Origin of the sequence: Bradyrhizobium tropiciagri (genome assembly GCF_001189845.1) — a bacterium.
GTDB lineage: Bacteria > Pseudomonadota > Alphaproteobacteria > Rhizobiales > Xanthobacteraceae > Bradyrhizobium > Bradyrhizobium tropiciagri.
In genome coordinates, this window is record NZ_LFLZ01000030.1 from 1 (window position 1) to 18,294 (window position 18,294).

An 18,294-nucleotide genomic window follows, 5' to 3' on the forward strand; every position below is an offset into this window, starting at 1 on the left:
TCAATTCCCCCCTTCCGGCCGAGCCGGATGAAATCACGTAAGGCCGCGGTTTCCACTGGCCGGGACAAGCGGCCAAAGTCCTTGCGGCTCCTGCCGTCGGCGGTGACGGATCATCGGACGCCCCCGTTCCCCTTGCTCCTACCAGCAGGACCTCGGTGGCTCATTGAGCCTGACGATATATAGAGACTGGGATGCAATCCATTCACGCCGCGTGCGCTGAAACGCAACAACAGCTGCTCCACGTCCGCCGCCGGCTTGGCGCCGCTGAAGAGAAAACCCTGCACCTCGTTACAACCTTCGGCACGGAGCCAATCGAGCTGTTCGACGGTCTCCACGCCTTCCGCCGTCGTGGTGACGTTGAGGCTGCGCCCCAATCCCGCGATCGCGCGCACGATGGCGACACAGTCGGAGCGCTTCGCGAGATCTCTCACGAAAGAGCGGTCGATCTTGATCTTGTCGAAGGGGAAGCTACGCAAGTAGCTCAAGCTGGAATAGCCGGTGCCGAAATCGTCCATGGAGATGGCAACGCCGAGCTCGCGGAACTGATGCAGGGTTGCGAGGTTGGCCTCCGTCTCCGCCAAAAACAGCGACTCGGTGATCTCGAGCTCGAGCCGCTTCGGCGACAGTCCTGAATTCGCTAGCGCCGAAACCACCACCTGCACCAGGTTGCGGCTGCGGAATTGCATCGGCGACAGATTGACCGCGACCTTGACCTCGGACGGCCACTTCACCGCCTCGTTGCAGGCTTCGCGCAGCACCCATTCACCGATCGCGGTGATCAGCCCGATATCCTCGGCAACCGGAATGAACTCGGCCGGCGAGATCATGCCCTTCTGCGGATGGCGCCAGCGCAGCAACGACTCGAAGCCGGAGATCCTGTCCGTCGCGATATCGACCAGCGGTTGATAATGCAGCTCGAACTCGCCATTGGCAAAGGCGCGGCGGAGGTCGAGCTCCATCTCCCGGCGCTGCTGCGCCTGGCGATCCATCTCGCGCTCGAAGAAGCGATACATGCCGCGGCCGTCCGCTTTCGCTCGGTAGAGTGCCATGTCCGCATTGCGCATCAATTCTTCGCTGGTCGTCCCGTCGCCCGGCGAGAGCGCGATGCCGACCGAGGCGCCGATCACCACCTCGTTGCCGTCGATTTCGTAAGGCGTACTTAAAGTTCGGATCAGCCGGGCTGCAAAATCGCTCGCCTGGTTCGGCGAGGTGTCGGCGGCCAGAATCACCGCAAATTCGTCGCCGCCGAGCCGCGCGGGAAGATTATTGCCGCGGACCAGCGACCGCAGGCGATCCGCGACCTGCTTGAGCAGGCGGTCGCCCATCGGATGACCGAAGGAGTCGTTGACGTTCTTGAACAGGTCGAGATCGATACACAGGACCGCGACGCGTTTGCCCGCTTCATTGCCACCTTCGAGCGCCTCCCGTAACCGCTCCTGGTAGGACGCGCGGTTGGCCAGGTTGGTCAATCCATCGTGATGCGCCATATAGGTGATGCGGGCCTCGGCCTTGCGCCTTTCGGTGATGTCGACCACCGCAACCAGATAGCCATCACGCCCCTCAAACATGAGGCGGCGCCCGAAGGTGAGCACGCAAATCTCGCTGCCATCCGCTTTTACATGGCGCCAATGCCGTTCGGACTGGTAGATATCGCCGATATCCTGCAGTGCCTGGCTGTGGCTGACCCGCTCGTCCTCTGGCCAGATCTCTTGGACTTTCATCTGCAGGAAGGTCTCGCGGGCATAGCCGTAGTGCCGCACCGCCGCGTCGTTGACCTTCAGAAAACGCATGGTATCAGGATCGAATACCCACATCGGCACCGGATTGCTGTCGAACAAGAGCCGGAACGAGGCCTCTCGCTGCTTCAAGGGCGTCACGTCGGAAATGACCAGTGAAAGGATATCGCCGAAGGCCGTCACCCCCAATCGCAAGCTGCGATCGTCGCTGTCGATCTCGAACTGCTCGCGGGCGCCGCCCACGAGCGCCTCGCGCAAGCGGGTCAACACGGTTTCCGAGCAGAGCAAGTGGCTGCCTTCGCTGAGACGCTGCCACTGCAGGGTCTGCGCGCCCACCTCGAGTAGTTTCGCTGCGCCCTGATTGTGGTGCACGATCTGGAAGTCAGACGACTGGCCGGTCGCGTCACGAATGGTCGACAGCGAGATCACGCCGTCATCGGTCGTAGAAAAGATCGCGTCCAGGAGATTATATTGCGCGCCGCGCTCGTTGACATAGACGCCGACCAGCGTGCTGCCCCAGCGCGAAACCGTCGGCAGCGCCAGCACGTCATAGGTCCGCACCATGCCGTCACTCACGCAATGCGCAGCGGCAAGATGGAGTCGGCTGTGCCTCACCGCATTCGATGCCGCCTCGCCGAGGACAGTGGCGCAATCGGGCCGCAGCGCCCGGATCGGAATGTCCGAGCGCTCGTCGCCGAGCCATTGCTGCGCATACCGCCCGGCGCGCGAGACGGCGAAGGCATCACCATCGCTCTTGAGAAGGACGATGTGATCGGCGAGCCGGCCGAGGCTACCTAGCATCACGTCTTCGTAGCGGGGAACGCTCTCGCCGGGTCTGAGCGCAGCCTGCCATTTGCGTTGCAGCACCGGTACGTCGTCAAACATTTCCGTGCGGAGTTTTGCGGACCGCTTGCAGGAAGCACCCATGACACGCCCCGAACTAAACGTTGTCTGATCGGGTTTATTCAATGGAGAAGCGACTTAATAGGGTGTAAAAATGCCGGTTCCGACAAGTCAAATTATTGGTTCGCTTCGTACAAAAGCGGCGCGTTACTGACACACTCGATATCAAAAAGCCGTTTGATGTGTCGCACCAAGAATATACTCCTAGAGCGGTCTCTGGGTTTAGCTATACTCTACGTCGTAGGTCGCGTTCGCGTTTTTTTCAAATCATGGCCGGCGCAATACCGGTCTAGCTCGAACGTGAGCTCGTTATGCCGATCGCCCAGCGTCCTCCGTAGTTGCGCGGCACAGAGCTCGGAAAACCCGAGAGGACGATGGTAGGCGATTCTTCCCTTACATTAACGGATGATGTCAGGCTTTATGTAGTTGGCGACATCCACGGTCGCTCTGATTTGCTCGATAAGATTGCTGATCTCATCACGCAGGACCTCGCCGATCGCCCCGTTACCGACGCACTCACGGTAACGTTGGGGGACTACGTTGACCGAGGCCCTGATTCGCGGGGAGTTCTCGACCGACTTACGCGAAACGCGTTTCCCACGCCCTACATTCCTCTGAAAGGCAACCATGAGGAAATGCTCCAGTTGTTCCTGATGGACCCGGAGATCGGTACCAATTGGAGACACTGGGGTGGGCTCGAGACTATTCACTCGTATGGCATTGCGGTCGATACGCTAATGGTTGGAAGAGGAAAGGAGAGAGCCTCTAAGGCTCTCCGGGCTGCGATCCCCGATGAGCATGTTGCGTTCATCTCCTCGTTGAAGCTCTCGATCTCGGTTGGGAGATACTTTCTATGCCATGCCGGCGTCCGGCCAGGTATCCCGCTCGAACTACAGCGGCCTACCGATCTGCTCTGGATTCGAGACGAATTCCTTAGCAGCAAAACGGACTTTGGTAAGATCGTTATTCACGGGCACTCACCCGTTGCGGAGCCCGAAATCCTCCTCAATCGAATAAACGTGGATACGGGTGCATTTGCGAGCGGTCGCTTGAGTTGCCTTGTGTTGGAGCGTGACGCTCGGAGGTGTCTGCAGGCGAGCTACTAGAAGGAGCGAGGATTTCGCTTCAATGCTCGCGACGGTCCAATGGCAGCGAAGGCGATCGCGGACCGTGCTGGCACGGCCGCACAAGGCAATCGCGGGAAGAACTGCCGCCCTTCGAGTGCTGGTACCGTACGCACTCATCAAGAACCGGCGCCAGAGTGCAGGATTTAAGCGGCTCACTGCCCTGATTGGGATTGAAGGCGACGAGTCTGCAAGCGTCGCATTGACCTGGGCAACCATATGCGTCGGTGAACATTTCCGCGCTTAGCTAGGGAAAACAGGCGGTCGCCGACATGGGAATCACGAAGGTCGTAAGCCCCACATTCATCGCGTAATTGACCGAGGCGCTTGCTGAATTGCCGCAGGCGGCAGCAGCATAAGTGAAAGTGGGTGCCACGTTTGGGCCGAAATAGCGACTTTGGGTATACGCGACGGTTGTGGCGGCATCCGAACATATGCTGGTCTTAACGGATGCGCATCGGGCACCGTCTTCTACCGCGTAGTGGAGGCTTCCGATGAGAAACAGACCGACGCAAACTGCGAGCGTGCCCACAACCAGCGCGATGAACATTGGTGCAATAATTGCGAACTCGACCGCGGTGGTTCCCTGTTGATCGAAATGCAAGGATTTCAGCCGTTTTCGCACGGTCAACCCAACCGCATCAATGTTGTTCTGCTGATAGGAGTGGCAAAACCGCTGGCGACGCTAAGGCGGCCGAATATTGGCGCATACTGAAAGGTTGTTTGGACTTGAACGTAGTCGCCAGGCTGCAAGCTGGGCATGCCAGCGGCCGAGCAATCGGCAGGCTTTGACGAGACGTCGCTTACGTATTGCAGCGCGTTCGACGAATTGACGCAGTAATAGCCTTCTGACGGAGAGCCCGCGATCAAAGAAACGCCCGTTCGCAGCGACGTGCTTTGTACCGCGTTCTGTATCGCGGTCATCAGCCCAGGGCAATTTGTCGTAGCTGGCAGATGCGACAAATCGCAGGCCTTCCATGCCGCCTGGGCGCCAGCTTTCGTCGCGGCCTCCACCTGCATGCGTTGGAAAATATAGATCGATACGTCCGTGACGTTCGCGAGCATAAACATTAGCAAGATCGCAAAGAGGCCGAACTCGATCGCGGCCACGCCGCGCTGGTCGGCCGAGAGCGCCTTGGCTTGATCGGCGAAGTCGCAGGCCAACTTCGGCGGCGAGCTCAGCCACACTGTGAGCGCGCGTTTCATAGCACCAACGTTGCCCTTCCTGGTATCGTTGTGGACGGCATCGCCAGTCCAGCCGGGACACATTCGCCATTGGGCAAGATCATGCCCGTTCCGTTCACGGTGATGTCTTTGACCACCAGCACGAAGCAGGACTTTCCGAAACCCGCCTTGTTCACCGCGCCGCTGAAGGTGACGCTGGAATTCGGCAGATAGACCAGGCCGGTAATGTCCCACGCCGGCGCGTTGCCGGCGGCCGAGATGTCCACCCCGCTCGTCAATTTCGGGTCCTGGTAGATTGCGACGCCAGACCACGTCCCGGACGTCGGCGCGGCAAAGTTGAGCGTTCCGCCGCCTGTGGGGGCGTGGGTATACGAACCCGAATTATCGCCGGAAAAAACCACCGTAAGCCCGGATCCTTTGGTGCTTGCGAACGTATAGCCATTCGTATCAAGCTGGCCGTCTTCTATAACGAGCAAGGCATTTGCAGGAGCATCGACCGTGACGTCACCGGTCAACTGAAGATCGCCGCAGACGATGACGGTACCGCTCAGCGATTGTAGTCCGGACCATTGGTTGCTGGCCGGCAAGGCAGGGTCCTTCTTTTTGGCAGGTTCCTGCGGATATGAAGCGCACGGATTTGTCGGAATCTTACCGGCCCAAGCTGCATAGGGATCGACGAACGCGGGTACATTCGAATATTGTCTTATGCCGCAGCCGTTGTTCGTGCCATGCGCTGCACCGACCGGCGCCCCCAGGTCATGGCCATTGCACGTAGAGTTCGCGTTCGACATGGTGTTGCATTGCATGTTCGCTTTTGGCGCGCCGTTGGTTCGAATGCCGTTGGGCCCGAGCGCCACCAAACAAAAATCGGTCGGCGAGTTCGGATGGCCTGCAACCGCGGTAGCGCCCAACTGCTTTGCGGGCGTCCCGCTTAACGTCGCGTCGCCCCTGTATCCGACAACCTGAGACAGATAGAGCGGCAGGAGGCCCGAAATGGTCACGCTGTAGCAATTGTTGCCGGAGCCAGGACATGCCGCCGTATTGGATACGGCAATGCTGATGTTGTTGACCCCACTGACAAATCCATACCGCGCCGCGACGGCCTTGGCCTCGACATCATAATTGGAGCCGCCATTGGTCGCCGCTGCAAGCACAGCCGAGTCAGCTGCGTTCTGCATCCCGCGCGCGGTCAGAAACCAATTCGAAATCTCGAAGCCGATGCCCAAAGCGCCGAGCAAAGGGATGAGCAGAAGCCCCATTACCACGTTGACTGCGCCACGCTCGTCCGAGTGCAGGCGACGCATGTGATTGAAGATCGAACAAAAGGCCAAGAGATCCTCGTTGATCATTGACGACGATGACAGGGGGTTAATCGCTGCACCAGCAGTGACACGCAACACCTAAGAATTTCGCACCTCGTCGCTAAATTGAGCTCCTTTCTTTGTACGGAGCGGACAAACCTGCGCGTGGCAAGCGCATCCTACTCGTGTGATAACGGTGCAATTCTTGTTGCCTCCTGCATGAACGTACATTTCGTGCGTTGAGTTACTTAATTGGCGCTGTCGAACGACGTGCCCTGAGTCCGAACGATCCTGCACTTGATTCCACCGACCCTCTGGCAGAAGTTGATCGCGGTTCGCTTCACTTCGGTGAGCGTCGATGCCGACCTTGTCACATAGCTCATTTGCCCATTGGCCGAAAACACGAGAGCCTGTTGTCATGCGAGAGAGAAGGCCTGAGGCAGATGCCGAGCCAAATTGGGTCATTGCGACCGGGAATCTGCCCGATGACGCGAAGGAGCGCTATGAAAAGGCGGTGACGCGCTTGCGTGAAGGGCACCCACACGTGAACTGGGACCACGTAAAGGATCGCGAAGGCGTATGGCGAATTATCAGAGCGCTCAAGACTGCCTAAGAGGCGTGGGATAGCTATCGCGCCCGGTACGTCCGATGGATCGCGAGTGGCCTGCGATTCTGGCAACCGAGCCAAGTCACTTTGTAGGCCGAATGCTCCGTGGGAGGCGCTCAATTCGTGGGAAAGCGCTCGCGAACGCCAGCATCTCCCGCACGAGCAGCCTTGCGACCAGTACCTCGACACTCTGGGCCTGCGCCTACTGCCTACCGATCTTCTGCCATAGCCAAAGCGCCACCGCGGCGGGCGGAGAGTTCGCATTGCTGCCACTGGCGCGCAAATTGGCTTCGCGCATCGTCGCAATGTCGATCCGCTCAAGGAGCGGCTTCAGCGCCTCCTGCAATGCCGCATCATGCGCGCGCCGCGGTGCCAGCAGCAGGACCGCATCATAGGGCGCGATCGCGTGCTTGGGATCGGCCAGCGTCTCCAGGTCGTATTCCCTGATCCGCCCCTCGCTGGTATAGCCAGCGATGACGTCGACATCGCCGCTAGCCACTGCCGCATACATGAAATCCGGCTGCATCTGTCGTTGCGTACGGAATGAGAGGCCGTAAGCCTTTTGCAGGGCGGTCCATTCGGGGCGCGAGAAGAACTCGTAGTCGCCCGCAATCGACAGCGTCGGCGCGTGCGCAGCCAGATCAGTGATTGAATGAATACCGAGTGCATCGGCGCGCTGCCGCGGCATCACCAGCGCATAAGCGTTCTCGAAACCGAGCGCACCGAGCAGGGTGATGTCCTGCTTCGCCAGGATCTCCTTCAACTCGGCAAGCAATGTTTCGCGCGGCGGCATATCGGTGCGGTGAAACTGGTTGAGCCACAGCGTGCCGGAATAATCCACATAGACATCGATGTTGTTGGCCGCGAGCGCCTGGAAAATCACGCTGGAGCCGAGGCCTTCGCGCGTCGAGGCCTGCAATCCCGCCGCCTGCAGCCGCTGCTCGATCAGCGCGGAGAGCACATATTGCTCGGCAAACGTTTTGGCGCCGACGACGTAGGTCAACGGCTCCCGTGCCATCGAAGGGATCAGCGTCGCCGCGACCAGTGCGGCGATCCCGACGCTGCCGAGCATGGTGCGGAGGCGTTTGCGCTCGCGCAATCCGCGCTCGATGAGCGTCAAGAATTGATCGACCGCGAGCGCCAGCAGCGCCGAGGCGGCGCAGCCGAACAGTACGAGCACCCAGTTCTGGGTCTGTAATCCAGCGAAGATGTAATTGCCGAGGCTGGTCTGCCCGATCGGCGTCGATAATGTCGCGGTCCCGATCACCCATACCGCAGAAGTGCGAATGCCGGCCATGATCACCGGCAGCGCCAACGGCAATTCCACCGTGAACAGTGATTGCCGCGGCGTCATGCCGACCCCTTGCGCCGCCTCAAGCAACGCAGGATCGACGCCGTTCAGCCCGGTGATGGTGTTGCGCAGCACCGGCAGCATGGAGTAGAGCGCCAGCGCCAGCATGGCGGGCAAAAATCCGAACGCTGAAAAGTCGAAGCCGAACCAATGAAGCGTCAACGACGCAATGGCGAGCAGAAGCGGGTAGAACAGCGCGAGCAGCGCCAGTCCCGGCACGGTCTGGACGACGCTGGCGAGGCCGAGCAGGATGCCGCGGATCACGGCATGGTTGCGCGCAAGGATCGCGAGCGGCAGGCTGATCACGAGCCCGAGCGCCAGCGCTGCCAGGCTGACCTGAACATGGCTGCCAAGATAGTCCGGCAGGTGCGCCGCAGCGTCACGCCAGCGAGGGTCGGACAGGAAACTCATTGCGCGCTGGCTCCCGGGAGCAGGGCGTTCAGCCGCTCGGCCTGGCGCCTGGGCGTACGCAATAGCTCCGCCACATAGGGATCGTTGTTGTTTGACAGCTCGGCCGGTTGGCCTTGCGCCACAACCCGTCCGGCCTGCATCACCGCGATGCGATCGGCGAGCAGCAAGGCCTCTGTCATGTCATGGGTGACCATTACCGTGGTCAAGGCGAGACTGCGATGCAGGGCGCGGTACTCCTCGCCGAGGGTATCGCGGGTCAGCGGATCGAGCGCGCCGAACGGTTCGTCCATCAGCATGATACGGGGACGGGCGGCGAGCGCCCGCGCCACGCCTACACGCTGCTGCTGCCCGCCCGACAGTTCATGCGGAAGGCGATCACAATGGAGGGAGCGCTCGAGCCGCACCAGGTCGAGGAGCTCATCGACCCGCGCGGCGATCTCGGCGGCGGGCCAGCCGAGCAGTCTCGGCGTAACGGCGATGTTGTCGAAAACGCGCATGTGTGGAAAAAGCCCGCCGCTCTGGAACACGTAGCCCATGCGCCGGCGCAAGTGAACCGGATCGACGTCGCGCACGTCCTGGCCCTCCACGGTGACGCGACCACTATCGGGGTCGAGCAGGCGGTTGGCGAGCCGCAGCAAGGTGGATTTGCCGGAGCCGGAGGCGCCGACGATCGCCAGGAATTCGCCCGCGGCAATATCGAGGGAGACATCGTCGACGGCTGTGATGCGTTCGCCGTCGTGACCGCCGGCAAAGCGCTTCCCGACATGGGCGTAGGCGATCAGCGGTGCGAGTGCCATGGTTGGACTGGACCAGCGCGAGTGTTCCGAATCCGAGTTCGCTTCATTTTGCGGTGGACACGTTAGCGAACTACGGACTCGAAGGACACTAGCAAGTCTATGCGATCCGCGGGACGTGGTGATTTGAGATGTCGAAATTGATGATGGCGTAGTCGTTAGGTACGGAATGTACCATCGTGGGTTAATTTGAACTCGCTTGCCGGAGGGGCCGGGTTCGTTCGTCCGGGCCGTACAAAGCTGTTCGCGCGGCAATCGCGAACAATGTGCTAGGGCAGAGGGTCTCGAAGTAATGCAGCGGTTTATCTAGGTCTAACCCGGCCGACCGCCCGCGACAGCTGCCGATAACCATGTCTTCCGCCTACTTGGCACGACCGAGATCGGTTCGTACGCGCGGCAGGCACGCTGCGGTCATATTCGGAGTCCGCAAATTGTTTGTTTTTGGGGCTCTCCGTACGGAGCTTATCGTCCGCGCCGTGCGCGCTACTGATCAGATTGGATATTCACCAATATCTCCCCCGTGACGATTTCGGGGTCTCCAAGATTGAGGTCATGCAGACTCGCTTGAACGAACTCCAAGACCTTTTTGTTCGCTGCATTGGCGCTTTCGCGATCCTCGAATATCATGACAGCGACGCCGACGCCTTCACCTCCGTCCAGCACATAATAAGATTTGAATCCATGCGATTCCCTTAGGATCTGACCGATTCCGCTTTTCGCGCGGCGGGCGGCATCCGCAACCGAACGAACCTGGGTGTACTTGCGAATGACCATGTACATTGAAGCACCACCCGTCTCGTTTCCATCCCACACACCAAAGCATACTAAGTCGGCGCCGGACTAGGTGCTAATTCCGTGAGCGAGCATACTGCGGCTTGGCTATATAAACGCGAGGCATGACGGATACTACGTCCAAACTGGACTTGCCGTGCCAGACCTGGGGTTTGGTCTCCTATGTCAGACGCGTCATCGCTGGATTGTCCTACGCGCTAAGGTCAGCACGACGTCAGGCACTTGGCTATTGTCGTCGAGCAGCACATCCTTGTCCCAGCTGAATGCCATTGTCTGTGATTATGGTGTTCGGAATCGCATCAGCAGTGGACTTCCGTATGCAGCTTGTCGGGGCCGAGATGCCAGATCGCATCCACAACTTTGCCCTCGCGGGCGCGGATCTCAGCCCTCGACAGCACGTCTTCGTATCCGCCCACGGTTCTCTCCGCATAGCGGACAGAGGCATGGACTGCGTCGCTATGCCCCGTCACCATGTCGCTAATGCTCTAACTTGACTTCCGCTTTCGGCGGGATTGTGTTGCAAAACTCGTTTCTGGCTTGTGGCGAGCTTGGCTTTTGAGTTTTGGCGGTTTCTTTTGGTACAGTGGTGTCGGCGGTTTCCGTTTTGCTTGTGGATGTTCAACAGGCGACTGCCAGAGGTGGTGGGGGACGGCAGATTAGCTTGACCAGTCGCCTCAGGTTCTGGGCGGTGGCTGTAAGCAGCACTTCGTCCTGGACGCCATTCAGGCCTCGCAGCCGAAGCCGGTCGAGCCTGAGAATGCGTTTCATATGGGCAAACCGCATCTCGACCTTTTTGCGCTCGCGGCGCGACTGCTGGAAAGCTTCCGTATTGGCCAGCGCACGGACACGATCGCGCACATCCTCGTTGAGGTCGCGGGTAATTTTGCGCACGACCGCCGTCGTGCATTTGGACTTCAAGGCGCAGCCAGAGCAGTCGCTCTTGCGGGCCCTATAGTAGACGATGTGACCTTGATCGATGTTGCCGGTGCTGGTCAGCTCCGTGCCACCCGGACAAACGTAGACATTGCGCTTCTGATCGAAGGTGAAGTCGGCTCGGCTAAAGGTACCATCGGGGCGTGCTGACTTGTCCCACACCGGAACGTGCGGTGTGATCTTGCGATCCACCAGCCATTTGAGCAGCCTTACCGCGCCGTAAGCCGTGTCGCCTGCCAACCTCTGGGGTCGCAGATCGAAGCGACGCTCAACACGGTCCACCATGGTCTGGGTGACGGCAATCTCAACCGCACGGTTCGCGCGCGTGCCTACCGCATCGAGGATGATCCCGGCCTTGTTGTCGATCAGATAGTTTGCATCATAAGCAAAGAAAGGGTCCACGCCCGGCCTCGTAACCCATGTTGCTTGCGGATCGGTGAGCGAGACTTCCTTGGGAGGCTTGCGTCGGTGGCTGCCTTCACTTGAACCGCCGCCGTCTTCATCACTGTCCGTATCACTATTGGCGGCATCAAGCGCTGCGATGTACTCGCGAACCGCATGGGATGCTTCCTCCGCCTTTGGCCAGGCAATAGGCTGGTCGCCGGGGAGCCGTCTAGTCTTGTTCACATCCGCCTTGATCAGGCTCGCATCGACCGAGAACGCGTCGCCTCCAACTAGCCCCGCCGAAATACACAGCGCCACTACACGCTCAAAAACCCGGCGTAAGGCATCGCTCTCACGGAAGCGTTCGCGCCGCGCTCGGCAGAACACCGAGTGATCAGGGATATGGTCCTCGATGCCGAGCTTGCAAAACCATCTGTAGGCCAGGTTGACCTGAACCTCAGCGCAGAGCCGCCGCTCGGAACGAAGCGCAAATACGTAGCCCAAGACCAGCATCCGGATCACGAGCACCGGATCAATCGAAGGCCGGCCAGTGTGCGAGTAGAACGGAGCGAGCTCGTTGTGCACCCAACTCAGGTCCAGCAAACCGTCGATTTGCCGTACCAGGTGATCAGGCGGCACCACCTTGTCGAGATCAAAGGAGTAAAAGAACTGGCCCTGACCGCTCTCCTGCCGCCCTAACATCCGCTGCTCCGCAAATGCCGTCTCAAACCAACGGAATCACGGTTCGCGAGTCGCCTCAACCGGAGTTTTGCAACACAATCGGCGGCGCAGCGGACGTGACCAGACTCGCTGCCGGCCCGCCCCAGTCGCTAATGACGCAAAGGCGACATGTGGACGCGAAGCTCGCAACGGGTCAGCGCACGAACCGCCAGTAGCACAGCCCGACCGCAATCGGCGTGGCAACGATTGCGTAGCGGTAGTCGATCAGGAAGTGCACCACGCGACGCTCGACGTAATCCCGCCGGTCCGGCAGTTCTCCTGACACGAGAAGCTGGGCGGTCGCCGGCTTGAGGTTCTCGGCGTCGTCGCAGTAGCCGCTGCCATACGGCAGTGCCCATTCCATCGAGCCATCGCGCTTCAGCAGTTCGAGGTACATCCCGTAGCTCTTGCCGTTGCTGCCCCGGCGCCACGTGCCGCGCTTCCGGCCGGCGACGAAGATGTCGACATCAATGATCTTGTCGTCGCCCTGGGCGGTCTCGTTGTGCCGGCACACCCGCTCGCGCGGGACGAGGCTGATGGCGTCGAGTGCGTGTTCGGTCATCGTCATGTTGTCCCCCCTTAAAAATCAGTTCGACACGATGCCTTGGCGCCGACGATCGACCAGCCCATTTCTCCTTCTTGTCGATCTCGGGCCGGTCGAGAGAGAACTGGAATTTCTTGCTCTTCAGGGGATCGATGCGGAGGTCGTACGTGGGATCCGGATTCAGTCCGGTATAGATCACGCCTGGCTCCTGGTAGTTGAAGTTGTCGACGCGGTGCATCTCGGCGGGGCCGTCGCCGATCGTGATCGAGAACGTGATCTCGGTGACGATCAAGCCGGTCTCGTTCTTGACCTCGGCGGTGAATCCGGGCGTGTGCGTCATGCCGAACGTGCCGTAGAAGCCGCTGGAGACCTCCAGGTGCTTGATGTCGTCGTCCGTGAGCGCGACTGAGGACTTCCGGATGCAGGCGACCTTGATCGATTTGGCCGCGACGTCCGAGGTGGCTCCCTGCATGTTCTTCAGGACGCAGTCGTCGAACGCGTTGGCCTGGGCCGCGCCCGACCACCCGGCCGCCAGCAGACCCAAAAAACGGATTTATTCACCGATACCCCTCGATTCCTGCCCCGGACCCGTCCATTATAGTCGCAACTAGGGGGAGAGTAATGGGCGGATTCAGGAGCAAGTTGGTTGTGGTCGTCTGCGTCGCCGCCGGCTTGGCCGGATGCGCGTCGGAGCCGATGACGCCAGAGCAGAGGGCCTTCGTGGCCCAGTATCTGCTGGCGCAGCAGGCGAACCGGCCACCGCCGCCGCAGCCGTACTACATGCCGGTACCCGCGCCGGCGCCGGCCCCGCGCAACTGTATCTCGAACGTGGACGGCAACACGATCTACACCAACTGCAGCTGATGCGGGCGATTCTTGACCACCTGAAAAAACGTCGTTCGGCCCGCCCTGCGCGGTTACGTGGCGGCCGACCGCGCCTTCATGGAAGCGCAGAAGGCCGGCGCCGGCGCCGACGAGGCCAAGCGGCCGCGATGCTGGCAGGACGGCAGGCGGCGATCAAACTCCACCACCTGTCCGACTTCGTCGTAAGCAATCCGGCACCGGGCGCGACCTTCCCGGATCTCGCCGGCGCACGGGCTGCGGTGCAGTCACACCTGATCTTCCTGCGCGAACCGAGGGCACCGTACGTCGACGACGTGGTCCTGCTGCGGGATGTGGCCGACGCCTTCAAGCACCGCAAGCTCGATCGTAGGAACGCCACCGTCGACGGCGCCGACGCGATCGTGATGACAGGCACGGGCTGGGGCAAGCTGAGATACGGCGAAGGCAAGTGGGGCGGCGTCGAGCAGGTCATCGTCGAGCGCAAGGACGGCTCGCAACGCGCGCTGTCGTCCGTGATGCAGAACGTGTTCGACGCCTGGCTGACGCTGCTGGGCCAGCCGCTGCCGCCTATAAACGACTATTGAGATGGGACGCCGCCTGACGAGGATCCTCGCGTCGCTCGGCCTTGCATGGTGCGCTCCGAAGATGCCCGAAAAGAAGTCCTACGTCCCGCCGACGCCTCCTGACATCCAGGAGGAGATCGAGATCTTCCGGAAGGAGGAGGAGTCCGCGCAGCAGACCTTCTTCGCCTACATCGGGATCCGCGATCTTCTCTCCAAGCGCCCAGACGTCCTCGCGGCCGTTAACAGGAATTCGATGTTCTGGCTGACGACCAACCACGCGTTGTTCGTGTCCACGTTCATCTGACTCGGCCGCATCTTCGATACGAAATCTGCGCACAACGTCGGCTTGCTGCTGAAGGCCGTCGAGCAGAACCTGCCAGAGCTCGACCGCGAGGCCCTGCGCAAGCGCAAGGAGGAATTCATCACCCCCGCGCAGGCCGCCGACTACGTAAAGGAGAAGCACGACACCGCGATCGATGACGTCCGCGAACTGCGGAAGCAGGTCCGCGAGTGGCGTAAGATCTATGAGCCGGTCTACGGTGAGGTCCGCGACCACCTCGCGCACAACAAAGGCGCCAAGGACGAACTCGACGCACTGCTGGCGCGCACCAACATCGACGAGATGAAGCGCATGTTCGCGTTCCTACACGGGCTCCACGAAGCCCTGATCGAACTTTACGTCAACGGCCGCAACCCGCTGCCGCTGCCGGATGTGACGTTCAATCCGCCGCCGGCCAGGCCACGCCATCCCGGCGACAAGGCCTATGCCGAGGCGCAGGCGTCGCTGCTCTCGATGGTCGGCGAGTGATTAAAACCACTCCGATGTCGGCGGTAGTTATCCCGAAAATGAAACCCGCCTCTCCGACCTCTCGCTGGGTTGGATGGCGCATGCGGCCCAGACCTTTCTCGACCGCAAGGGGCCCGACGGATTCGGCATCAAGGTACACGATAGATTCCTGAATCTGAATGCGGATCGCTTGGTCTCTGGCACGACGAGCGCGAACTCGGTCACTTGCGGCTGCAAGTCAGGGGCCGTTTCCCCCCCCCAACACATGAGAGCGCGGTGCGGCTCTGGCTGCACGCGCAAAGACCTAAGCGAACGTGATGCTGGCCATCCTGCAAGAACCGCTCGGCATCTTTCACAAGGATCTCAGAATGGGGGAACCTTGTCCTCTGCTTACTGGGAATCCAGCCTTGTGCGAGGAGCCGGAACAGATGGCGGATCACAGGATTCGTCGTATTCGAGGTCTACTTCAATGCTGATGACTACTGAACGAAGGCCGACAATACGGACGCTCCGGGGACGGGCGATCCACGTGCTCCATAGCGGGCGTCATCCGCGAGCGCGAGGAGCACGGTTGGATGCAGGACCGCGCCGATCCGCATGCACGAGAGCGGGCCTTCGATATCGCCCGTCGAGACCCGCCAATAGGCGTTTCCGCTGGGGCACCGGAAGCCGCGGTTCGCGACGTGCTGGATTCGATTGGAGACACCTGTCCAGAATGCCCCCAACGAGGAGGACCGGCACTAAGCATCCACGCCAATTCGTCTCCGACTCAGCGGCCTTACCGTTTCCCCACCCGCTTGCGCGCGTTGCCGACCTTTTTGACGGCCTTCTACACCGCCGGTGCCGACTTCCGGTCTTCTCCGCCTCGTACTGTACTTCGTAGTCCTGCCCGCCTGCCACCCGCGCCCGGTCCTGCTTTCGTCCGCGCGCCGTCTTGCTCTTCTTCGCTGCCGCCATCGGTGCCTCCTGTTGTGACATTGAAGCAACGCGACAGGGATTCGCAGGTTCCGGAACGATTCGAACTGTGCGTGGAGTTCTTCCAGTGGCGTTTCAGCGTAACAAACCGATGGCGGCCGACGGCACGACCGACTTCTCGATCCTGCAGAACGAGCTCAAGGGCAAATCGAAGAGCATCATCCTCGTAACGTTCGATAACGTCAGGCTCAAGGAGACCCGGCCACTCGGCTGGTGCGCGCGTGCGCAACGGCTACGGTTTCAACAAATGACCACGGACCGCACAAGAAAAGACTCGGCCAAAATGCAAGAATGCGATCGGACTCAAAAGACAAAGCAGCGAAATCAACGAAGCTACTCGTTACCCCGTTGCTCATGACGGTGTGCTGCGGGAATTCCTGCGAACCACATTCCACAGCCAATCCGGTTGCTTGAAATCCGCGCAAGGGCGCCCCGCACATTCAGCGCGAGAGCAGGCCTTTGTCGGGCACTTGCTGCGCCGTTGTCGGCATTGAGACCCAATGCCAGAAACCTGACATACGCGCGCTACGAAGTGCCTGCTGAGCCTGCGAACTCACCTCGGCACGCGATTTGCTCTGTTCACGGCATCATCACCAATCGCGGTGCGATGATCTTCGGGACGGACACGGCGCGCGTCGCTGTTCGCGTTTGGTCCGTTCCGGACGGCTTGCTGTGGCATGACTTGGCGCTCGGTAGTGGACCGAGAAAATGCAGGGAAGGATTGGATGCGATCTAGAGTTCTTCTTTTGGGAGCCAGCGAAACTGCCACCGGAAAAGTGCGACTGGTCCGGAGGCTATATTGGCGGGCAAGTTGGTGGCGGGTACTTCGAGCCTCCTTCACCAATCCCTACGGTCAGTCGATCTTTGGCGATGCCGGCAGGTTCGATGTCATGCGGCGGCACAGCCCGCACCTGCCGTTCGGCTAGGGGCCGCTTTTCTGCCTGAGCGTGCGCTGGGTGCCTGGAATTGCGATGAGCCTTCTTCGCGCCACTCGTGCGGATGGGAGATCTGGTACGGACCAACGCCGCGGAGGCTGTCGTCTACCTGCCGTCTAATGCATTCGCTGCCTGCGGCTCCTATCGGTCACCTTCCGCCCTTTCATCGCTTAGAGAGTGATTTGCCACCATGTCCGAACAATCCTTGCCGACGCTGCCGATGTGGCGAGCCGATCACATCGAGCCTTCGCCGGAGATGTTGGCGCTACGCGCCAACGGTCCGATCCACCGCGTGCGCTTCCCGTCCGGACACGAAGGCTGGTGGGTGACAGGCTATGACGAGGCCAAGGCGATGCTGTCCAACGTGGCGTTCCGGCCCCCGGGAATGCGCCGGCGGCATTCACCCCGGATTCGGTGATTGTCGGTTCGCCGGGCTGGCTGGTCTCGCACGAGGGGGGCGAGCATGCCCGGTTACGCACGATCGTGGCGCCGGCCTTCAGCAACCGCCGGGTGAAGCTGCTCGCGCAGCAGGTGGAAGCGATCGCCGCGCAGTTGTTTGAGAAACTAGCGGCCCAGCCTCAGCCCGCCGACCTGAGGCGCCACCTCTCCTTTCCGCTTCCGGCCATGGTCATCAGCGCGCTGATGGGCGTGCTCTCCGAGGATCGCGCCTTTTTCGCCCGGCTGTCCGGCGAGGTGATGACGCACCAGCATGAAAGCGGCCCGCGCAGTGCGTCGCGCCGGGCCTGGGAAGAACTGCGCGTCTACATGCGCGGTAAGATGCGCGACAAGCGCCAGGCTCCGGGCGACAACCTGCTGACGGATCTGCTCGCGGCGGTCGACCAGGGTAAGGCGACCGAGGAAGAGGCGGTCGGCCTTGCGGCGGGCATGCTGGTGGCGGGGCACGAGAGCACCGTCGCGCAGATCGAATTCGGCCTGCTGGCCATGTTCCGCCATCCGCAACAGCGCGAACGCCTGGTCGGCGACCCATCCCTGGTGGACAAGGCGGTGGAGGAAATCCTGCGCATGTACCCGCCGGGCGCGGGCTGGGACGGCGTCGTGCGATATCCGAGGACCGACGTGATCATCGCGGGCGTGGATATTCCCGCGGAGAGCAAAGTGCTGGTCGCGGCGACGTCGTTCGATCCGCGCCATTTCGATGACCCGGAAATCTTCGATATCGAACGCCAGGAAGAGCCGCACCTGGCGTTCTCCTACGCGCCGCACTCCTGCATCGGCGGGGCGCTGGCCAGGCTGGAACTCAAGGCGGTGTTCGGTTCGATCTTCCAGCGCTTTCCCGCGCTGCGTCTGGCCGTGGCGCCTGAAGAACTGAAGTTGCGCAAGGAGATCATTATTGGCGGCTTCGAGGAGTTCCCGGTGCTCTGGTGAGGCGCGGACGCCACCGCGGA

16 protein-coding genes and 2 pseudogenes are annotated in these 18,294 nt (G+C 60.9%); 8 read left to right on the forward strand and 10 right to left on the reverse strand.

Going from position 1 to position 18,294, the window contains the following annotated elements; translation table 11 throughout:
- Positions 1-110: 110 nt before the first annotated feature.
- The gene (locus tag AKN84_RS23075) at positions 111-2,663 is read right to left on the reverse strand and encodes a putative bifunctional diguanylate cyclase/phosphodiesterase (protein WP_128971079.1); all 2,553 of its coding nucleotides are present in this window, start codon (positions 2,661-2,663) and stop codon (positions 111-113) included.
- A gap of 350 nt (positions 2,664-3,013) precedes the next feature.
- On the opposite strand from AKN84_RS23075, the gene AKN84_RS23080 reads away from it, so the two are divergent.
- Positions 3,014-3,745, forward strand: coding sequence for a metallophosphoesterase family protein (locus tag AKN84_RS23080; protein ID WP_050422968.1), 732 nt, complete (start codon positions 3,014-3,016; stop codon positions 3,743-3,745).
- 265 nt (positions 3,746-4,010) lie between these two features.
- Here AKN84_RS23080 and AKN84_RS23085 read toward each other — a convergent pair whose 3' ends face one another.
- From AKN84_RS23085 to AKN84_RS23125, 8 genes are all read right to left on the reverse strand, one after another.
- Entirely contained in the window at positions 4,011-4,388 is a 378-nt protein-coding gene (locus AKN84_RS23085; protein WP_050422903.1) for a TadE/TadG family type IV pilus assembly protein, read from the reverse strand.
- A gap of 2 nt (positions 4,389-4,390) precedes the next feature.
- On the reverse strand, positions 4,391-4,969 hold the full coding sequence (locus AKN84_RS23090) for a TadE/TadG family type IV pilus assembly protein (RefSeq protein WP_050422904.1): 579 nt from the start codon (positions 4,967-4,969) through the stop codon (positions 4,391-4,393).
- Positions 4,966-6,297 carry a pilus assembly protein TadG-related protein gene (locus AKN84_RS23095; RefSeq protein WP_050422905.1) on the reverse strand — a complete coding sequence of 444 codons (1,332 nt, stop codon included), beginning with the start codon at positions 6,295-6,297 and terminating at the stop codon, positions 4,966-4,968. Before AKN84_RS23095 ends, AKN84_RS23090 begins: the two co-directional genes overlap by 4 nt.
- Positions 6,298-7,058: 761 nt before the next feature.
- Positions 7,059-8,618: an ABC transporter permease/substrate-binding protein gene (locus AKN84_RS23105; protein ID WP_050422907.1), complete on the reverse strand. Its 1,560-nt coding sequence runs from the start codon at positions 8,616-8,618 to the stop codon at positions 7,059-7,061.
- Positions 8,615-9,415 carry an ATP-binding cassette domain-containing protein gene (locus AKN84_RS23110; protein WP_050422908.1) on the reverse strand — a complete coding sequence of 267 codons (801 nt, stop codon included), beginning with the start codon at positions 9,413-9,415 and terminating at the stop codon, positions 8,615-8,617. Before AKN84_RS23110 ends, AKN84_RS23105 begins: the two co-directional genes overlap by 4 nt.
- Before the next feature lie 480 nt (positions 9,416-9,895).
- Positions 9,896-10,192 (reverse strand): hypothetical protein, encoded by a 297-nt coding sequence (locus AKN84_RS23115; protein ID WP_050422909.1) that lies wholly within the window; start codon positions 10,190-10,192, stop codon positions 9,896-9,898.
- 630 nt (positions 10,193-10,822) lie between these two features.
- Positions 10,823-12,223 carry an IS1182 family transposase gene (locus AKN84_RS23120; protein ID WP_050422910.1) on the reverse strand — a complete coding sequence of 467 codons (1,401 nt, stop codon included), beginning with the start codon at positions 12,221-12,223 and terminating at the stop codon, positions 10,823-10,825.
- A 172-nt stretch (positions 12,224-12,395) separates the two neighbouring features.
- A complete protein-coding gene (locus AKN84_RS23125) occupies positions 12,396-12,809 on the reverse strand; it encodes a hypothetical protein (protein WP_128971082.1) in 414 nt (137 codons plus the stop codon).
- Here AKN84_RS23125 and AKN84_RS47810 point away from each other — a divergent pair.
- From AKN84_RS47810 to AKN84_RS23150, 5 genes are all read left to right on the forward strand, one after another.
- Positions 12,808-13,194, forward strand: coding sequence for a hypothetical protein (locus tag AKN84_RS47810; RefSeq protein ID WP_162240899.1), 387 nt, complete (start codon positions 12,808-12,810; stop codon positions 13,192-13,194). The two genes, AKN84_RS23125 and AKN84_RS47810, sit on opposite strands and share 2 nt — an antisense overlap.
- 212 nt (positions 13,195-13,406) lie before the next feature.
- On the forward strand, positions 13,407-13,649 hold the full coding sequence (locus AKN84_RS23135; RefSeq protein ID WP_050422913.1) for a hypothetical protein: 243 nt from the start codon (positions 13,407-13,409) through the stop codon (positions 13,647-13,649).
- A 128-nt stretch (positions 13,650-13,777) separates the two neighbouring features.
- Positions 13,778-14,212 (forward strand): hypothetical protein, encoded by a 435-nt coding sequence (locus AKN84_RS23140; protein ID WP_050422914.1) that lies wholly within the window; start codon positions 13,778-13,780, stop codon positions 14,210-14,212.
- 1 nt (position 14,213) lies between these two features.
- Positions 14,214-14,495, forward strand: a complete 282-nt coding sequence (locus AKN84_RS23145) for a hypothetical protein (RefSeq protein WP_050422915.1) — start codon at positions 14,214-14,216, stop codon at positions 14,493-14,495.
- Between the two features lie 42 nt (positions 14,496-14,537).
- Complete coding sequence (locus AKN84_RS23150) at positions 14,538-14,999, forward strand: hypothetical protein (RefSeq protein ID WP_050422916.1); 462 nt, start codon at positions 14,538-14,540, stop codon at positions 14,997-14,999.
- Between the two features lie 757 nt (positions 15,000-15,756).
- Here AKN84_RS23150 and AKN84_RS49230 read toward each other — a convergent pair.
- Positions 15,757-15,935, reverse strand: a pseudogene (locus tag AKN84_RS49230) (DUF3606 domain-containing protein).
- An 85-nt stretch (positions 15,936-16,020) separates the two neighbouring features.
- On the opposite strand from AKN84_RS49230, the gene AKN84_RS50985 reads away from it, so the two are divergent.
- A complete protein-coding gene (locus tag AKN84_RS50985) occupies positions 16,021-16,311 on the forward strand; it encodes a hypothetical protein (protein WP_050422917.1) in 291 nt (96 codons plus the stop codon).
- Between the two features lie 767 nt (positions 16,312-17,078).
- A pseudogene (locus AKN84_RS23160) lies at positions 17,079-18,274 on the forward strand (cytochrome P450).
- The last annotated feature ends 20 nt before the right edge of the window (positions 18,275-18,294 follow it).